Annotated in this window: 14 protein-coding genes and 2 tRNA genes; 8 read left to right on the forward strand and 8 right to left on the reverse strand. The window is 56.9% G+C overall.

Annotated elements, in window-relative coordinates; translation table 11 throughout:
- Positions 1 to 207 (forward strand): transposase (locus tag DRB19_RS14925; protein ID WP_162815701.1); only part of this gene is annotated, 207 nt, incomplete at its 5' end.
- A gap of 337 nt (positions 208 to 544) precedes the next feature.
- Positions 545 to 1,159 (forward strand): peptidoglycan-binding domain-containing protein, encoded by a 615-nt coding sequence (locus tag DRB19_RS14930; protein ID WP_114186835.1) that lies wholly within the window; start codon positions 545 to 547, stop codon positions 1,157 to 1,159.
- A 206-nt stretch (positions 1,160 to 1,365) separates the two neighbouring features.
- On the opposite strand, the gene DRB19_RS14935 is transcribed toward DRB19_RS14930, so the two are convergent.
- On the reverse strand, positions 1,366 to 1,659 hold the full coding sequence (locus DRB19_RS14935) for an SWIB/MDM2 domain-containing protein (protein ID WP_114186836.1): 294 nt from the start codon (positions 1,657 to 1,659) through the stop codon (positions 1,366 to 1,368).
- Positions 1,660 to 1,834: 175 nt separating this feature from the next.
- Positions 1,835 to 2,500, reverse strand: a complete 666-nt coding sequence (locus DRB19_RS29970; RefSeq protein WP_147022401.1) for a hypothetical protein — start codon at positions 2,498 to 2,500, stop codon at positions 1,835 to 1,837.
- A gap of 242 nt (positions 2,501 to 2,742) precedes the next feature.
- Here DRB19_RS29970 and rnhA point away from each other — a divergent pair, with 242 nt between their 5' ends.
- Positions 2,743 to 3,225 carry a ribonuclease HI gene (gene rnhA, locus DRB19_RS14950; protein WP_114186839.1) on the forward strand — a complete coding sequence of 161 codons (483 nt, stop codon included), beginning with the start codon at positions 2,743 to 2,745 and terminating at the stop codon, positions 3,223 to 3,225.
- A 127-nt stretch (positions 3,226 to 3,352) separates the two neighbouring features.
- On the opposite strand, the gene DRB19_RS31865 is transcribed toward rnhA, so the two are convergent.
- Entirely contained in the window at positions 3,353 to 4,006 is a 654-nt protein-coding gene (locus DRB19_RS31865; RefSeq protein ID WP_114186840.1) for a DUF3572 family protein, read from the reverse strand.
- Positions 4,007 to 4,023: 17 nt separating this feature from the next.
- Between DRB19_RS31865 and DRB19_RS14960 the strand changes: the two genes are divergently transcribed.
- The 3 genes from DRB19_RS14960 to DRB19_RS14970 all read left to right on the forward strand — a co-directional run bounded on the left by DRB19_RS14960 (position 4,024) and on the right by DRB19_RS14970 (position 5,554).
- Positions 4,024 to 5,190 carry a hypothetical protein gene (locus DRB19_RS14960; protein ID WP_114186841.1) on the forward strand — a complete coding sequence of 389 codons (1,167 nt, stop codon included), beginning with the start codon at positions 4,024 to 4,026 and terminating at the stop codon, positions 5,188 to 5,190.
- Positions 5,191 to 5,390: 200 nt separating this feature from the next.
- Positions 5,391 to 5,466: transfer RNA gene (locus DRB19_RS14965), tRNA-Ile, on the forward strand.
- A gap of 3 nt (positions 5,467 to 5,469) precedes the next feature.
- Positions 5,470 to 5,554 (forward strand) — tRNA-Leu (locus DRB19_RS14970).
- 81 nt (positions 5,555 to 5,635) lie between these two features.
- On the opposite strand, the gene DRB19_RS14975 is transcribed toward DRB19_RS14970, so the two are convergent.
- The 5 genes from DRB19_RS14975 to DRB19_RS14995 all read right to left on the reverse strand — a co-directional run bounded on the left by DRB19_RS14975 (position 5,636) and on the right by DRB19_RS14995 (position 9,694).
- The gene (locus tag DRB19_RS14975) at positions 5,636 to 6,241 is read right to left on the reverse strand and encodes a hypothetical protein (protein ID WP_114186842.1); all 606 of its coding nucleotides are present in this window, start codon (positions 6,239 to 6,241) and stop codon (positions 5,636 to 5,638) included.
- A 154-nt stretch (positions 6,242 to 6,395) separates the two neighbouring features.
- Positions 6,396 to 7,487, reverse strand: a complete 1,092-nt coding sequence (locus DRB19_RS31700; RefSeq protein ID WP_114186843.1) for a PGN_0703 family putative restriction endonuclease — start codon at positions 7,485 to 7,487, stop codon at positions 6,396 to 6,398.
- Positions 7,488 to 7,700: 213 nt separating this feature from the next.
- Positions 7,701 to 8,105 carry a hypothetical protein gene (locus DRB19_RS14985; RefSeq protein ID WP_114186844.1) on the reverse strand — a complete coding sequence of 135 codons (405 nt, stop codon included), beginning with the start codon at positions 8,103 to 8,105 and terminating at the stop codon, positions 7,701 to 7,703.
- A gap of 151 nt (positions 8,106 to 8,256) precedes the next feature.
- Positions 8,257 to 8,784, reverse strand: coding sequence for a hypothetical protein (locus tag DRB19_RS14990; RefSeq protein WP_114186845.1), 528 nt, complete (start codon positions 8,782 to 8,784; stop codon positions 8,257 to 8,259).
- 499 nt (positions 8,785 to 9,283) lie between these two features.
- Positions 9,284 to 9,694 carry a hypothetical protein gene (locus tag DRB19_RS14995; protein ID WP_114186846.1) on the reverse strand — a complete coding sequence of 137 codons (411 nt, stop codon included), beginning with the start codon at positions 9,692 to 9,694 and terminating at the stop codon, positions 9,284 to 9,286.
- Between the two features lie 2,870 nt (positions 9,695 to 12,564).
- Between DRB19_RS14995 and DRB19_RS15015 the strand changes: the two genes are divergently transcribed.
- Positions 12,565 to 13,287, forward strand: a complete 723-nt coding sequence (locus DRB19_RS15015; RefSeq protein WP_162815704.1) for a hypothetical protein — start codon at positions 12,565 to 12,567, stop codon at positions 13,285 to 13,287.
- A gap of 2,162 nt (positions 13,288 to 15,449) precedes the next feature.
- Positions 15,450 to 16,775: a hypothetical protein gene (locus DRB19_RS15025; RefSeq protein WP_147022406.1), complete on the forward strand. Its 1,326-nt coding sequence runs from the start codon at positions 15,450 to 15,452 to the stop codon at positions 16,773 to 16,775.
- The last annotated feature ends 877 nt before the right edge of the window (positions 16,776 to 17,652 follow it).

Raw genomic sequence — 17,652 nt, forward strand, 5'->3', positions numbered from 1 at the left:
GAGATCGTCAAACGCTCCGACCAAGCTAAGGGCTTTGTGGTTGTCGCGAAGCGGTGGATCGTTGAGCGAACCTTTGGCTGGCTGGGCCGCTGCCGCCGGCTGGCTAAGGACTTCGAGAACCTCACCCGCACGCAGATGGCCTTCGTTCAACTCGCCATGATCCGACTCATGACCCGCAGGATCGCAAGGCTTTGTCAAAGCTCATGAACAACTCGGACCGACTCTCAACGACGGTCATGCGGTGAGAGGGATAAGAAATCAGATACACGACATCGCCGACACTGAAGTGCATGGTTCGCTCCTGATCCACCACATCAGAGTGTAGCTCGCTGGTCAACAGCAGGGAAGGTGACGGGGCTCATCTCCCAAACATCGTCTCTGACACGAGGTGTCAATCCCGAGCTGCAGACGAATACGTTCGGTTAACCATGCGTCGCCAAAGGCCTCGCACCGTCCCAATTGCGTCACAAGCTCGACCCAATGCGGAGCTGATGTGCACACACAACCCTCTCCGCCATTCAGCTAACGATGCGCAGGTAAGCTCATGAGCTTTATGAACAACCAAGTCAGGCTACAGCTCAATGCGACAAGCAAAGGCCTCTTAGCGACTACGGTGATCGGTTGGGGCCTGTTCGGGTACTCCGTCCTGTCGACGGGATCTGAGGAGCATGCGATCCAGAGGGAGAATTCGCACCTTCGGCAGCAGATTGAGACGGTCACCGCAGAGCGCGATCAGCTGGCGCAAGCCAATGAACAGAAAATCCGCGCGGGCCAAGATCTCAACACGATGCTGGTGCGGATCGAAGCCGCAAATGACGAGCTCCAGCAGCTGGACTCTCTGCGGGCAAGCGTGAGTCAAGCGCTTGAGCAAGCCCGCCTTCAGCTCACGGGACCGTCCGATCAGCCTGCAGCCATCACGGAAAGTCCCACGATCAGCACGACGTCAGCGGTTCGCCTGTCCAGGCAGGAGATCCGCGCGGCGCAGGAGGCGCTTGTCGACTTCGGGTATGGGAAACTAAAAGCTGACGGATCTCTCGGCCCCTCGACGCGCAAGGCCGTTGAGGCTTTTGAACGAGCCAAAGGTCTTCCCGTCACGGGCAAGCTTGGAACTGCGACTCTGCAGACTCTGAGAACGCACACGGCCTCGGTGACACAATAGCCCGTCTGCGAGTTTTCTGGCGCTGCCTACAGCAGGTCGGTGGCTACCGCCGGACGATGATCGTCTGGTCCTTGATCACAGGGGTGATCGGTCACAGACTAAGCAACCCAAGGGCGGGACCTGCCCGGGCGCCGCAGATGCAAGGCAGAGGGAGCGCCCGCCCCGCCAGAATCGTGGCGGGGCTGACCTTTCGTAGTGTCGGGGTCTCAAGAGAGATGTTGGGCGAAGTGCTTGTTCATCTCGAACATGCTCACTTTCCTCTTGCCGCCAAAGATGGCCTGCAGCTTGTCATCAGCCAGGATCTCGCGCTTGTCCGCAGGATTCTGGAGATTGTTGGCCTTGATGTACTCCCAAACCTTGCTCACCACCTCAGTGCGGGGCAGCGGGGAAGAACCGACCACAGCGGCCAGTTCGTTCGAGGGCTGCAGCGGCTTCATCAGAGCCGGGTTCGGCTTCTTGGTCGCCGTTGCTCCAGCCTTGTCTGTCTTTGATGCTGCCATTGTCAAACTCCATAATTACGTCCCTCAGTCGTCTGTGAGGGTAAGATGTCGCGACTATGGCGGTCAAAGAACGAACAGCCTCTTGGCCTGGAGCTTCCTCATCAAGTTTCGAAGACGGCCGGACAGAGCTAACCCTGGGAGATTGTGCTTTCCGTCCGGCCAATCATTGCGTTGGCTAGTCGCCAACCGCTGATGATTTCCTCCGCGAGGAGGTCCGCCGGCCGCCCTTCCGGCTTGCGCCGTTGCCACCTTCCTCGCCCGGCGATCCGCCGAGGGCGCTGGTCACGACCTCCCCGGCAGCTCCGATGGCAGCCGCTGCGACCTCCAACGGAGCGGCGACGATCTCGGCGCCAAGGCTTCCTGCGGCCGACACAGCGTCCCTACCCTCCTGCGTGCCGCGGCCCTGTCCCTGCTCGCCGCCCTGCGGCTTCTCCAGTACGTTTGCGACCGCCCTGAGCGCCTCGGCCATCACCGAGCGGGCCTGCGGGGAGGTGAGCGTTGTCTCAAGGCTCGAGAGCCACGCCATCGGGTTCAGCAGACTGCCCTGCGACCGTGAGCGGGATGGGGAGCGAGCCGCCGTCGTGGAACGCGACCTCGATACACGGGAGGTCGAGCGCGCTGCCGTGCGCGATCCTGCGGCGGAGCGGGCCTTGGCGGGAACCGCCTGAGACTTCGTCGCAGACCGGGAGCCGGCCATCGCCTTGGGCTGCGCCCGCTTGGAAGCGCCAGCCCCCTTCTTAGTCGCCGAAGAGGAGGCGGACTTCGACGCCGACTTCTCCGGCGCTTTCCGGCTCCTGCTGGGTTGTGAAGTTCCGTCCTTCTTGTTGGTAGCCATGGTCATTCCTTCGTCTGCTGGGGCCGCAAGCCGGCCGTACCGAGGAACCGAGGTCCTCGACGATAACAATGACAACGTGGCCGTTCGGTTCAGTCCGCTCCAAAAGGCTAATCAGGGCTTCACCCATGGCTCGAGCGTTTGCTGATCTGACAAGTCACAAGATCTTAAGCTCTCCCTGCTCTAAGCGCCCTCCCCATTTCACTCCCCTGAAGCAGTCCTTTTCCTCTCACTTATTCATTGAGAATCCTATGTCGAACGAAGCCATCATCTTCACGGACGGCGCTTGCCTTGGGAACCCCGGTCCAGGCGGATACGCTGCTGTCATCACTATTGCCGGTGAAGAGCAGGTCATCGTGGGACGTGACCGCTCCACGACCAACAACAAGATGGAAATGACGGCAGCCATCAAAGCGATTGAGGCTGTGCCTCAGGGCCTCCCGATCGTCATCCATAGCGACAGTCAGTATGTCATCAAAGGCGCGACCGAGTGGCTCCGGGGATGGAAAGCCAAAGGTTGGCGTAAGGCTGACGGCAAGCCCGTGCTGAACCAGGACCTCTGGATGCAGATGGATGTCCTCATGGTTGGCAGGAAGATCACCTGGAAGTGGGTGAAGGGTCATGCCGGCCACCCTGAGAATGAGCGCGCGGATCGGCTAGCCAATTGGGAAGCCGTGAGGGCTGCGGCAGGAGCCGGAACGGACTCGACGGCTGTTGAAGCGGCTACTGCTTGAGTATGACACCTGAGGCAGTCGTCCTCATCCACAGGCCCGTTTACCGAACCTGTAATAATAGCTGAGGCGTTCAGATACGGTTCACGGGTGCCGCACGACCCTTCCTGTTAGTGCTGGACGATGCCAGTCAGCGTCGCCATTGAACAGGGAGGCTTCCATGTTGAGGTGGTCCAAACGGGCAAGCCCCGCTGCTACCTTGATCACCGTGGCAACATTGCTCGGCGGGTGCGTAACCGGGACCGAGGTTTCCTACAGTGAATATCAGTATGGCCGTTATGGCGGGACTGAACACACCTATGAGCGTAACCTCTACGCAGATCCGTCCCGTGGCATCGAAAGCGAGAGGTGCCGAACCGTCGTCCGGCAGCGGATCAACAGCTTTGGAGAAGAGGTCGTCAGGCGGGATCGCGTTTGCGGCCCTACAGGTGAGATAGAGACTGCAGAACCTTGGGACCGCCGAGCGCCTCGTTTTGGCTATCCCAATCCGGTTGAGCCGCCACCAGAAGACGTTCCGTACGTCGACTGAACAGAAGTTCGAAACATACTCGAGGACGCCCAGCAGGAAGTGCGATGATGTCGCCGACGCGCGGATCGTCTCGGGCTGGAGGCCGGTGACGTTCAGAAACTGGATGATCCGATCAACCGCATGGGTCAAGCGTGCCAGGGCTGGCTGGTTGGAATTTGGCGGGATCGGTGCTAATCCCCTGCCAATCCCTAATCCTTCTTCCTGGGCGGAAAGACCGAGACCCTGCGTCTTGTCCGTCTCAAAGACCTTTTCCAACGATCAGGATCAGCCAAATGCCGGGCATCGCACGTCAGTTCGAGCCGCATGTTACCCGTAGTGGCGGTACCCCGTCCAAGTACCGTTTCACCGCCCGATGCTCCACCTGTCACAAAGCGGACACCTACGAAGCCAGCAAGCCTGTGGGTGATGAGCTCGTCAAAGGCTACTTCAAGGACCGTGGATGGTTGCTGGGCCGGGATCGCGCCTATGACCTGTGCCCGGCTTGCCTGACGAAGCCTCGGCAGACCCAACAGCGCCACACGCCTCCAGAATCCGCGAACCGTTTGGACCGCTCGACAGCCCCGGCGGAGAAGCAGTCCCGGGACACGGCTGATATTCTGGCTCGCCACTTGGGCAAGCCCGAAGTGCTCGCGGCGGAGGTCTTCCGCCCCAAGCCCGTGCAGCCCCCTCGCCCATCTGCTCCGGATGCGCCCCAGCAGACCGCACCAGCCCCTGCCCTCTCACCTGGGGTCGAGGAGGCCTTGACAGGAATGGCGGCAGAACTGAAAAGCCTCCGGTCCACGATGGAGATCATGGCCGAGCAGGTGAGCAAACTGGTGACGCTTGGAGGCCGGCAGATCGAAGCGATCGCACGACTGGCCCCTCTGGTGCTCCAATCAGCAGAGGGGATCTCCGGCGGCCTTCGGAATGTTGTCAGCGCGATTCAAACGATCCCAAGCTCTTCCCCTCCCGCGAGAGAGCCCACCCAGGCGGAAGAGCCGCTGATGCGAGAGGCTGATCCCGTCGGACCACAGAATCCGGACACCACCCCAGAACCGGAGCCCCTAGCGGTGTCCGGATCGAAAGGGCGATCAAGGCAGACGAGGCGCTCGAAGCAGACCGAGGATAGTACCAATACAGCTATCTCCGCGCCCATCGTGGTGAAGTCGATTCCAGATGCCAAGCGTTCCGATCGGTTCTACACCACCATCCGCCTATCACGGGAGCTGTGGGACCGGGCAGGCTTTAGCCCAGACGACCGTCTCGTGCTGGATTGGAGTGGCAAGGCGCTGACCATTGAACGTGTCGCTGAGGGCGGAGTGAAGCCAAAGTCGATCGGCGAGGCGTCGGTGGTGCTCCAATCGTGGAAGCTCGGGGACATCAACCTCGACCAGCCCAAGGTCACCGGCGCCAACGCCTCCCTGCGCCTGACTGCCAGCGTCGCTCGTCCGCGTTCCTGACAGGGGAGCGGCGCTCCCCTCACCCGCGATCGGAACAATGAATAATCGCGCCGATGCGTTTGATCTGCCTCTTACTCAGATGAGGTGGATGGGGACTGAGCCTTCTTGAGACACCCCTTGCCTGCTGTTGTCCGTGTTGCTAGCTGCGTCCTTCGCAGCATAGCCACATTGGTGACGATGCGGCATGGTGCGTGTGGTTGGGGCCTGTAGCTCAATGGTTAGAGCCGGCCGCTCATAACGGTCTGGTTCCCGGTTCGAGTCCGGGCGGGCCCACCACGTGCGGGCGTGGCGGAATTGGTAGACGCACTGGATTTAGGTTCCAGCGGCGCAAGCTGTGGGGGTTCGAGTCCCTCCGCCCGCACCATCAAGGCCACCAACGCGGGGCCATGCCAATCGGCTGTTTGCATTCAAACGGCCGATATCCCCGGGGCTGGTTCAGTTGGGGCTATGCAACCACGATCACATTAGCGATGAAGTCCTGGAGCTCGAACTCACCTGTTCGGGACTCGAACCCTGTCACGGCGATGTGACAGACGGATCGCTGCCACGTCACGATGTCTTTGAACCCATGCGCTCTGAAATGCTGCCACGCCGCAAACGAAGCGAGGTCCTCCGCAACCTCATCGCCGTAACGCCACCGTAAGAAGGGTGCGATGCACATCGCGAACCGTGCATTGCTCTCGTAATGCGGGGAAGAAGAGCACTGCGGATTTATAGCAAACAACGTCCACACCACCCCATGGTTCTGATCCGTGTGGGCGGAAATGACCCTATCCCAGGGTTTGGAGCGCGCCCAAATCAGCGGGAAGCTGACCTTGGCCTGTTGCCCGCCGGGCATGTACATGGGCGTCCTGACGAGCACGAAGTACGCTTTCCACAGCCCCTGCTGGCTGGGCTCGTCCCCTTGCGCAATGACGGCGTTGACGGCTTGCGGTAACCACCGGTCGATCATCTCAGCTGAAACATCAATCTGAGCCTCACCGAACTCTCTCTGAAGACGAAGACGCCCTGGTGAGAACACCACCCGCTGGGTCCCGTCGATGGTGCTCACCACCTGTCTCGGCCTTAATCGACTGTCTTGGCTAACCGTCACCGCCCTACCCTTCTAGTGCACTCATTACGCTCGGTGCCCTGCGTCTCACGACGAATGCACCGTTCCCGGCTTGGAGGCCCCTCTGCATGCCGGGGCGGATATCGGACAGGGATCATGTGACTGAAGAAGGCAGTGGCGGCGTCGGCAGGAAAAGCACCTTGGCCCTTGTGCTCATGGGCTCAAGCTGTGCATCTTCTTCGGCTTCATCCGACATGAGGTGGATTTCACCATCGACCAGCCACCAATCACAATAGCGCCGGTAAAGATCACGAGCATGCTTCGTGTCACCCTCTTCCGCGATGGCCGCGATAATCTGCTCGAGCGTGATATAACGAAATCCAACGGTCCAGGCCGCTGCCCCAGCGAGCTCGCATTGGTACTGCGCCACCGTCTGAACCTGCATGTTGTGCTCTGGCCCAAGCAACAGCAGGGTTCCTTCCGCGTAACCGTCTTGATGCAGCATTCTTTCGCTCAGAAGCTGCAGCCGCAGCAACTGCAGCGATCGGTTCGTCCCCAAGGCTTTACGCTTAGGCCCAAGGCCTAGGCTGGTTGTCCTTGCGAGTTCGGCATAGCGAGCCTTGAGGCTCTCAAGCGGGTCGATGAAACCGTCCGCGTATTTGATCTCAAGGGCGATGAATCCTCTCTTACCCTGGGGCAGGCTATACCGAACAAGGACATCAAAAGCCGTGCTTCCGCTCTCGTATGCCCCACCACGTGGTCCCGAGGCATACTCGAACCGAATGTCTTCAACGGTCATGTCACGGCCCGGAAGCAGCCGGCAGAAGACCGCTGTCGCAAGATCCCGGTGGAGCTTCAACTGTCCGAACACGTTGAAGGCCAACTGCTGGGGCGACAGCAAGTTAAGGTAAAGGTTCTCGGGATCGATCACGGCCCCAATCTCGTGGTCTATGAGTTCGCGACGAACGAGGGTAGCGATTTCACGAGATAGGAAGCCTCCGCCTGCCCTGCCGATGGACGGCGCTAGACGGGAGCCCAAGGGCTGGCGCTTGCCGTCGGGTCCATGGGCTTGTCCGGCGGGGTAACCCCGATCCTCACGCCAAAGGCTTTGTAACAAGCGGACGGCGGACTTGAAGCCGTTGTCCGCTTGCCGATAGCACTGATGTCGTTTGAGGATCTCAGTGGGTACAACGGGCATCTGGGGGATCGGGCCAAGGCCTAAGGGGTCAAATAAGGTATTGATCATGAAGTGTCCTGGAACCGCGAGGATGCGGTCCAGGACTGTTCCGGTTGGAGAATGAGAAGTTCAGGTGGTTGTGGATTGCTGTTGTAGCAGGAGAGGATCGCGATGCTCCGATCGATGAGGGTTTGCGGCGGATCGCGGTGTCACTTCAGCAATTGGCATTCAGGCCGCGAATATCCGTCTCCCTAATTGGCGAACCGCCTCGTTCGGTGACGTTCACCAATCCGATCGGGCCGGAAATCTCTGAACATCATCGAAAGCCGCCATCAACGCATCCACCTCCCGAAACGTAAACTCTTCTTCATAATAAGCGTCCCAAAGAACCCAAAGGGCACGCCCGATCTGCTCACCGTCATAAAAAAGCGGGAAGTAATTTGCTGCAAATAGCCGCTGCCCATATGCTTCCGTACCAAACTTTCGCATAGCGATGACGTAAAACAAGCCAGGACCACGAACGTCTTCAATGGGTGTGTCGATTTGGCCGGGCTGCACTTTAAAAGCCCAATGCTGTCGGTCAGGATCGGCCATAAACGTTATGGTGTCTGTCATCCGCAGGAAAGGGTTTATCTCGTACCTTCTTAAGAGAAAACCACCTGCATCGATGGGCATGATGATAGCCATAATTTAGTACCTTAATTGAGAGAGTAATTGTTCATGCCATCGACGGAACGCACCTACAGCTCTTAGGTAAAGTCTTGTCATCGACACGCAATCTCGTATTTTTCAGAACAGTGCGGCTGTCCTTTATCGTGCAAGGTCCCTCCCCCTCATGTCATGGCATGCTGGGTGTGTAAGGTTTCGTCGAGCGCTGAAGCCAGCGGAGGCGCCGAGCAAACGTGGAGGAGTGGTGTCGCGCGTCCGCGATGTACATGCACCCAAGACTTGGAGTATACCGTCCTTTTAGCCTCGGGGTAGAAACAATAGGTGGAAAATTTATGAGATCGCGGAGGCCCTGCTCCATTACGCTAAGGACATACATGGATGTTTTACCGGAAAACAGATATTGATCCCAGGCCACCCACAGCAGCCGGGCAGTTAACTCATCAAAATCAAGCGAAACACTTTCGTCCATAGCGAAAAGACGTCGCTCTAGGGCATCCCACGTGTGGCGGCGCACGACAATTAGATACGCCTCAGCGTCATCTGGGTTTTTGAGTTCATCGTCGAACGGCTCTCGAATCCGGTGGGATGAATCCCAGTGGGCTTCGAAGTATTTCATGTCCGACTCATAAATCTCAGGTGGACACTCGAAGTAGCTTTTCAGCGCGCCGTTTCGCTCAATTGCGGTGAAGTCGGACATGAGAATTCCTTGTACTAAAGCTGTGACGTGATGCCTCCGCGGGCGCCGGTTCCGCGGAGGCTGTGATATAGTCGGGAGTGTTCGATCGATTCAGAACAATCCAAAATATTTGAAGCGCAAGGTATCCACTCGAACGTCGTGCGCGTCATTGTGCATTGTACTTGAACGTATCGAGCCGATCTGGCTCCAAGGCATATCCACCCGGAAGTGGCATCCATGCTATTACTAATGAATTCGAAGGCCGGTTGATGCCAGATACTGGATCGCCTCAACCACGGCCCGCAGACAGGTCATGCAGGGATGCCCAACCCACCGGGTGGGCATCCTTCATGTGGGAATTTCAAAGCCAGTAGCATTTTCTATTCGCCCGATGGCACCAGATACTTCTAGGTCACAACAGGAGCGTGGTCCCGTTGTCGGTTGGGGCAGCCCTACTGTGAGAAACACCTAATCCCAGTTCTATTTACGCGAGGGTCAACACACCGACCTTCTTCCCGCTTCAGAAGGGCGGTGGAAGCTTCTCGATGTCGTCAAAGGCCTTAACCGTCATATTCACAACATCACTGGTGAGCGCAATTTCGCCCTCGTAAGCGTCCCATGCCGCCCAAAATGCGCGCGCAAGTATCTCTTCATCGTCATAGTGGAATGCTCGAAGGAGGCTTGCTTCCCCGCTGCCCTCAATCCAAAAGGCCCGCCGCTGGAACGTATCCGGCGCATGCTTTCGCACGACAATTAGATTAGCGTCGTCTTGGCATCCCTCCCGTATCTCACCGGGGTATGGCTTCCGAATGAAGTGAGTACGCTTGCGGTTGTTGATAAAGAAATCGCAGTCAGCTCTTTGCACGTACGGGTCTATGTCGAAGTACGGGCGTAGCTTCTCCTCGAAATTGCATGCATTAAGCTCAATCACACTATTCTCCTATCTTATGTTTGGTATAAACCCGAGCTACCTTTGATGTTTCGGGTGCTCTGATATAGTCGGGATATTCCCGATGGTTCAGCATACGGTTGACTTTTTCAGCTTGCCACCTTCGTTGCGAGCTTTCGCTCTTGCATGAAGGCGCCAAAAGCTCCTGGTTTCATGTTGCCTGTCTGACGTATTCGCTCCTAAGTGTCTGCCGGGAGCACAAAGCTGGACCGCTCACGATAAGGTCTTGATCCCTACTCTAATTCATGCTCCCCGCAGAGGAGCCCGACCATAGGCCTAGGCTCAAAGATATCCCGCTTTGATGTTGGTGCCCTGAATTACGCTATCTATTCCGCACCCTCGTGCACGGACCACCTATCCCCAAATCGGAAACTGTTCGAGATTGTCGAAAGCGCTCACGAGAATGTTTACAGGATTAATATCGAGGAAGACTTCTGTATCAACGTCGTTCGACAGAACCCATAAAGCACGTCCGATCGCCTCTTCGTTGCGAGGGTAAAAGGACTTCAGCACCTCTATAAAACTAGATCCCTCAGCGTACGTAACTGTGAAGGCGCGTCGATCGATTAAGCCTGGGCCATGCTGACGGACCACAACTATGCTCGCTTCATACCGCAGGCAATCCTTTCCGAGCTCACTCGTAAGCTCCCCAGGGTACGGCTTGCGTATCAGATGCCTGCGGTGGGGGCTCCTGTTGAAGAATGCCCAATCCGCTCTCTGAACATCAGGTGCAATGTCAAAGTAATGGTTTATAGCCTCGCGTGGACCACCCATGCGAACACCTAACATTCGTTTCTCCTTCGATTGTCCTCGCCAGCCATTTGGATCAACCCGTCGGGTTGGCTTGGACCCATATAGTCGGCGGCTTTTGGCCTGTTCAGGAAAACCGAAAGAATTTTTGCACTGGCGGGCACAATGACTGACTTCGCCGTGGGGCTGTCCCGGTGTGTTCGCCACAATGCTTCAACGAAAAAAGCCCACTTGCAGGGTCGCTGCTCGCGGGCGTGAATACTCGGGAGTGTTGCAGATCACAGCCCGCGCCTGTAACCGGCGCGCGATCCCTTATCCTTTGTGCGCCAGTGGTGCCTGTAAGGGGTATACCTGTGTGGTCCAAGCAATCTGGATGAGGGTTGTAATGACCGCCTTCTCGTCCGGGGCGACAGACTGTAGTTGGTCACGAAGTTGGGTACAAAGCTGATCCAAGTACGGGCGGTCCTCACGTGTGGGTAAGCCCATTCCAATTAGGGTAAGCCGGTGTGAGTGCCAAAGCACCGTCCACAGCTCGACGGATGTGCCCCGCCACTTTCCCTTATGTTTGGCTTCCTCAAGTCGTTCTTCGTACAGGTCGATGGGCTTCGGCAAACCCAACGCCTTAGCATGGCGGTACATGTTGCCGATGGCTTGGCTGAAAAAAAGGGACTGTTTCCATGTGAATGGGTCGGGAATGGCCGAAAAGTCACCTGCTTTAACTTGATCAAGCCAAGTGTCATTGTTGGGGGATGAAGTTTGATCCATGGTAAGAGAGCGGTCCGCGTTTTGAGCACCGGGATGATGCTGCCGTGGCTATTCTTCCGGCCTCGTCATCAGAAGTTCAGTCCGCCGTTCTCCCGGAGAAGAGCAACACGGGAAATGAGCACCAGCATGTGCCTTCAAGCTGTTTGACACGATGCTTCAACGAAAGAAGCCCGCGAGCGGGGATTCTGCTCGCGGGCATAATGACTGTGAAGATTGGCGGATTATAGCACCACGCTCGCAACCAGCACGGGACTCGCTACCCCTGGTATGAGAATGGCACGGGTAAGGGATAGCGCTCGGTCGTCCATGCGATCCTGATGAGGGTCATCAGGGTGGCCTTCTCGTGAGGAGGTACTGCTTGGAGTTGGTCACGAAGCTGGGTGCACAACTGGTCCAAATATGGCTCGTCTTCAGGGGCGGGTAGGTCAACCGCCATCATTACGAGGTGGTACGCATACCACAACGCCACCCACAACTCGACCGTGGTCCCGCGCCACTGCCCCGTGCGCTTAGCTTGCTCAAGCCGTTCTTCGTACAAGTCCCTTGGCTTCGTTAAGCCCACGGCTCGGGCGTGGCGGTACATGTTGCCGATGGCCTGGCTGAGTAGGAGGGCTCGGTCCCACGTGAAGGGATCGGGGATGGCGGAAAAGTCACCTGCTTTGACCTGGTCGAGCCAGGCGTCGTCGGTAGATGAAGTTTGATCCATGAGGAAGAACGCAGTCCGGGTTTCGAGCACCGGGGTGGTGCTGCCGTGGTGGTTATTCCGTGTGGGCCAGGAGAAATTCAGTCCCGGCTTTGTCCTGAAGAAGAGCAACACGGGAAGTGAGCACGGGTATGCGCCTTGTGGTTTGGCGACTCACATGCTCCGGGCTGACCACCCCATCATACGGTTCCAAAGTGGCATTGGGAATGTAAGGCCACGGCTTTGGGAAATAGGGCTTAAATATCCTTCACGTACAAACACTTAAGCCGCTGGTTTGCACTGCGCGCGCCAGCTCCTGCCCGCCAATCAAAAATTTCTTCACCGCGGCACAAAACTTCTCCTCTCCTGCCCGGAATAGGCCCGAGCAGAGGCTCGCGTGTTTGGTTTTGTCCTGATGTCGGGACGACGCTGGGACCACTGCAGGAAGATGACTCCCGTGGCTAATGATGAATTCCTTTACTCGCCTATTACTCCTGACACAGACGTCTTGCTATCGAGCGTCTCCTCAGCGTCTCTCCTGGCGCCTGCGAACGAAGTGGAAGATTGGGACTGGGACCTCCCCTACATACCGACTGGTACCGTCCGGTGGCGGCCTTCGCGGCTTCGGAACGAGGTGGGCCTTCTTTACGATGCTATGAGCTTCATGAACTGGCAGTACAGTCGCGTGTTCAACACCCACGTGACGCTAACGTTCAGCAAGATGTGCATTGGGGATCATCGCGAGGCAGCAAGACTGATGCCTCACTGGAACAAAGAGATGAAGCGATGGCTGGCGATTGGGCCAGACAAGTCGCGGAAGCGTTGGAAGAAGCGCGTACGTGCGGCTGAGCCATCACCGCACCTGTGGGTCTATGTTTTTGAGAACGGCCGTGACAAGGGCTTCCATGCTCATCAACTCTGTTGTGTCCCGGACTCGCAAGTGAAGGCTTTCGAAGCTCACACTCTCGCCTGGTGGCGACGTGAGGCCTGGATTGACTTCCCGGCGGATGCCATTGAAGTCAGGCACTGCCGCACTTACGATGAGAAGAGCGGCTATGAACGGCAAGTTGAATGGTTCAGGTATCTTATCAAGTCAGCGGCTCGAGACTTCGGATACTTCGGTCTAGATGGCCAAGTCCATTCCGTGGATGAGATTTTCAAGTTAGCCCCTTATTGGGAAACAAACCCCGTCTACTCGCCTCGCCTTCATGGTATTTGCCACGAGCTGTCTATGAAAAAGCGACGTGAGGCCGGATTTGTGTCAAAGCTGGGCTCGTGCGAGCTCGACGAAGTGTATTCCGGTTGGGAATTCGATGCCCGTCGTGAACGGATCAAGGCTGAAGAAACTGCAGCCTTTTTGGCTACCCTCAACATCTGAGCCACAGGTACTGTGACTACGGACGAGCTAGCTAAGGCTGTCCGCCGCTCGGAAGAGTAAGTTGCTTTCGGCTTCATGCCCATACCAAGTGGGGAGAAGTATGAAGGCAACTGCTCCTCGTTGGCATATAGTCAGGGGACGCGTCATCCTTGGTTCGGCTCTCGGCCATGATGATCTCTCTAGAGGGAGAGTTCATCATGCTTGTGTTCTCTCTCAAACTTGGTGAGCGCTTGAGGGAGGCTGTTCCTTGCTGAAGGCAAGGCTTCGCCTCCCGGCGAAGCCTGCTGCCCTCAGCTGCTCTCAAACCCGGAGCCACGCCGTCGGTTAGCCGTTGGATCGTGATACAACCCTCTTACGGGGAGGCCGGGGTCAGGCGGTCGGCCTTTACATATCGCTTCGTATCTGACGCGGGCGGACATTGCTGCACGATCCATCAACAACAATGTCGCCTGTGGGTTCGGGGGGCTCCCTTCTCCCACTCCTGCGACACAAGAAACCTTGTGCCGCTTGTGCCGATGCCCTTCGGCTTATGATCCGGCTGCCCCCGATCACCTGGCTAGCGATGAGGACCAGAGCCCATATGGGGCTGGCATGTCAGCATGAAGTGCCAATAAGGTGGGGAACAGGTGGCCGCACTTTTCCAGGAGTTGCGGTTCAACCTTGATAGGAGGACCAACGCAGTTCCATTTCGTTTCCATGGCGTGCGTGAAGAGTCATTGCATCAGCTGCTTATCCGTTTTGAGATTTTAGTAGGGAAAAGAACCGCATCGCCGCAGCACGAGCTAATTCTGGGCGTCGCGCTTCAAAAGCCGCAGCGATCTCAATGCACGGGTATAAAGGCAGTTGAAGCTCTGGGTCGGTAAAAGGGGGCAGCGGTGTATCGCCAGTTGTAGGCCATGACTCCCCGACAACCGGCCTACAAATGTCAATACATGGTTCCACAAGTGTACGGATAATTCCCTTCCAGGCGGACTCAATATACATGGGGCTGTCATCGATACAGCTTTCCAACCACTCGACAGTAAATTGAAAGTTACGAATTTTCGTCGGTGTAAAATCCAGTGCTGCGTACGCAATGCCGTCGCATAAAAGTCGCTCCAAGATAGCAGTCCGCTCAGTGCTCTGTACGGTAGCATCAAGCTCTTGCTTTGCTTTGACAGACTCTCGGACAAGGCGGGCCCGGGCTTCGGTGCGTTTCTTGGTGCTGACCCTCTGGGCCCGGCGGGAGTAGGTACTGCGATGTGGTCGCATTGGTGGTTTCCTGAAGTCAGTTCGGCTGCGTCTGAAGCAGCGTTCCCACCCATATAGTCTTGGCAAATGGAACACTGCGGGATCGCAATCCAATTTTGGACTGCCATCTGGTTCAGCTGCCAACCTGTTGGACTAAGGGTTCTTGGCAGATGTTCGTGTGGTTGAATGTGCGGTCGCAAAAATTCCCACGCTCCGCTAAGGGGAGATGAATTGGACGACGCATCCGCGTTCTTTGCTCGAAATGCGGTCCGAGTGGCTGGCGACGTGAACCTCGGGAGGGAGTGAGCCATTTGTTCGTTGCACGTCAGCCGGAACCTGCGTGATACGACGGGTTGATATCGACCCGTGCGCTTGGCGTCTTCAAGCCGCCTCTCATATGATCGCTTGGGGTCGACATCCCTGCGATCGTGGCGCGCCGCTACATGTTCCCGATGGCTTGGCTGAAAAGGAGGGATTGGCTCCACCTCAACGAAACGGCAATGACAGAAAAATCACCCGCTTCGACCAGTTCGAGCCATGCGTCGTCATTGTTCATAAAGGTTGTCCCGATTTTTGTGGATGGGCGTCCGTACGTTTCGGCTTGAGCCGTCCACCTCATTTCCGGCCTGATGGCTTGAATCTCGGCCGTCGGCCCGGACCCGAAGAAAAGCACTTACTAAAAATGAGCACAGGACGTCGGCTGCGCTGATCACTTTCCCTATGCCATGCGTCGGGCGCATAAGCACTTCGGATGGGAGCGGGAAATGGAAAACCGTTGCATGGCAAGCAAGGCTCCGGGGCGCTGGCTAAATTTATTTTGCGAGCGAGTACGAGTTTCGGGCCATTGGAAACCATATCTCCTAGTCGGAGACTACCGGTGTTTACCTTACAGCCTGCCGTGGCTTGCTCCTCCGACAAATGGGGAACCACGCATGTCCTTCCATCCCACCTCTCGACCACCGCTTGGTCTGTCCGATAAACCTGGTCCTGACGGGTTCGTGCCGCCACCACATTGGGAACGAAGCCGGGCCGAGTTTGACGCTTATAACGTCGGCGTTGCCTATTCGCCTGATCTTCCGGCAGCCCCCGCATGGTGGTTCGGAACCGCCCATGAATTTTGGGACCGGCGGTATTGCCTTGCATATGAAGCGCCACCGCCGGGCGATTGCCCGATCGAGCAAGCAATCGGTTGGTACGTCAGCCACACGCTTTTCATGCTGCCCGTCCATACCACGCACCAAGCTAACCCATTCCTGCAATCGCCCGCCGTCCACCAACCGGCTGGTGCGACCCACGTGTCTACGAACGGCGACACGGGTGTTCCCGCTATCGTGGATGACCCGCCGCACACGCGGGATGATTACGACGATATTGAGGATTATGCCCAATATCTTCGCCAATCTGGTTTCGACCTTCGGGACGAACATGGAAAGCCGGTGTGGGTTTCGATCCATGGCACCGGTGAGCAGGCGCGCCTGCATCGGGCCATCAATGGTGATGGTAAGCGACAATATCAAAGAACATGGGAAGGTTATGGGCAAACCCAGCACCTTGCTGGGCGCGACTTCACGAAACTGTACAACGCTGTGGCGTTTGCGAATTGCCAAGGATGGGTGTTGAACACTTTCATCTCCATCTCGTGGAGTACGGTCGGTATCACCACCGATCTGCTCGTGGAACAAGCGCACCGCCGGTTCAATGAGCGAATGCGCAAGTGGCTTTTGGAACGAGGCCTTCCGCTTGCATGGGTCTGGGTCTTGGAACGGGGCAACACGTATGGCCTTCACAGCCATATTCATGTTGCGGTGCCTAAGCAACATCGCCGGGATTTTATGCAATGGGCGAAGAAATGCGTGTCACACATTCCCGGGCGGCCACTCGTGAACACGGAAATAAGCAAGACCGTGCGTTTCGATTGCCGTTCTGACCGAGACGTCGCGGGTCAATGGTGGCGGTTCCCCTATTACGCAAAAGGCGTGGACCCAGCCGTCGGGTTCCGCGATGCCGACGATAAGCATATCTGGCGGCTTCTGAATGAAGTGGCGGGACTGACTCTGAAACCCCAAGGTCTCGTGAAGACGAAACGGGCGGGCGTCTCACGCGCCCTGGATGCCAAGGCTCGAAGGGCGTTTGATGCCCAGTATGGCTTGCCGCCCTTTGCGCTTGCCAATGGGGGCAAGGAACCTGCTGACCTCTACACCGATGAATACCTCAAATGGCATGATGCTCAATGCATATTGGGCACGTTGAACATTTGACCAAGATCCCGCCAAGGGACAACCGGGCTCTTGGGGTGGTAGCGGATGGCGGAGCCGATCCTCGCGTGTGCTGCCATCCCGTGGCTGAGCCAATTGCTTTCTGGTCATCCTAAATGGAAATGATCGCGCAAGAAATGGAAGCAACACTGAGCTAAACCCTTGGGATGTCGAGGTAATGGGGCTCAAGCGCCGTCTAGCGCGATGGGTGGGCGACCATGCTCGAAACCTTTGATGTCATCCTTCTAAAAACAACTAACTCTCTACTGGACCAAACCCATGGTGGATGGATGTAAGGGAGGTAGTGGGGTGTTTGGGGGATGATAGGGGATAGATAGGGGTAGATGATGGTAGTAGATAGTGGTTTATGCGGATGGTTGTTGTATTGGTTCTTGATATAGATAGTCCGCGACAAGCAAAAATCGCAGTTGATCGTGATTTTTTTCCAAAATATTTCGACATCGGTGTTTTCGCGCTGATGGATTCCCACGAGAGAATAGGAAATAGATAGCTCGAACTATTTTTTGTGGATTTGCTTCCAATGCTTTACTGACGTTTAAAGCTATCGGCAGCTAGTGTGAACGGTGCAACACGAAGGTGGATGGCAATCTGCTTGAGCGTCAGCTGTCCGCCTTGAATGAAGGCTTGTGCGATCTTGTGCTTGTCGACATCACTCGCGGGCGGTCACCCGCCCCGGCGTCTTAAGCAGTCAAGGTTTGGACGCATCTGGATAAAGTTGCACGGTACAAGCGGCGGCACGACGGTCGCCACTTCGATCCGTGTCAGATAGCAAACTATCCGGTTTCAACTTTTGGCTGCGTCTTGCCGGCAACATACATATCAATGAATACGTCCAGTTGCTCGCTTGCCCTTCTGAAGT

The sequence above is a fragment of the Microvirga aerophila genome (assembly GCF_003332305.1).
Classification (GTDB): Bacteria; Pseudomonadota; Alphaproteobacteria; order Rhizobiales; family Beijerinckiaceae; genus Microvirga; species Microvirga aerophila.

Coding starts and splice junctions, on each gene's coding strand:
- DRB19_RS14960 (WP_114186841.1), top strand. CDS start 4,024: ATGCCGGGCATCGCACGTCAGTTCGAGCCGCATGTTACCCGTAGTGGC.
- DRB19_RS15015 (WP_162815704.1), top strand. CDS start 12,565: ATGAGCTTCATGAACTGGCAGTACAGTCGCGTGTTCAACACCCACGTG.
- DRB19_RS15025 (WP_147022406.1), top strand. CDS start 15,450: ATGTCCTTCCATCCCACCTCTCGACCACCGCTTGGTCTGTCCGATAAA.
- DRB19_RS31700 (WP_114186843.1), bottom strand. CDS start 7,487: ATGATCAATACCTTATTTGACCCCTTAGGCCTTGGCCCGATCCCCCAG.
- DRB19_RS14985 (WP_114186844.1), bottom strand. CDS start 8,105: ATGGCTATCATCATGCCCATCGATGCAGGTGGTTTTCTCTTAAGAAGG.
- DRB19_RS14935 (WP_114186836.1), bottom strand. CDS start 1,659: ATGGCAGCATCAAAGACAGACAAGGCTGGAGCAACGGCGACCAAGAAG.
- DRB19_RS29970 (WP_147022401.1), bottom strand. CDS start 2,500: ATGACCATGGCTACCAACAAGAAGGACGGAACTTCACAACCCAGCAGG.
- DRB19_RS14930 (WP_114186835.1), top strand. CDS start 545: ATGAGCTTTATGAACAACCAAGTCAGGCTACAGCTCAATGCGACAAGC.
- rnhA (WP_114186839.1), top strand. CDS start 2,743: ATGTCGAACGAAGCCATCATCTTCACGGACGGCGCTTGCCTTGGGAAC.
- DRB19_RS14990 (WP_114186845.1), bottom strand. CDS start 8,784: ATGTCCGACTTCACCGCAATTGAGCGAAACGGCGCGCTGAAAAGCTAC.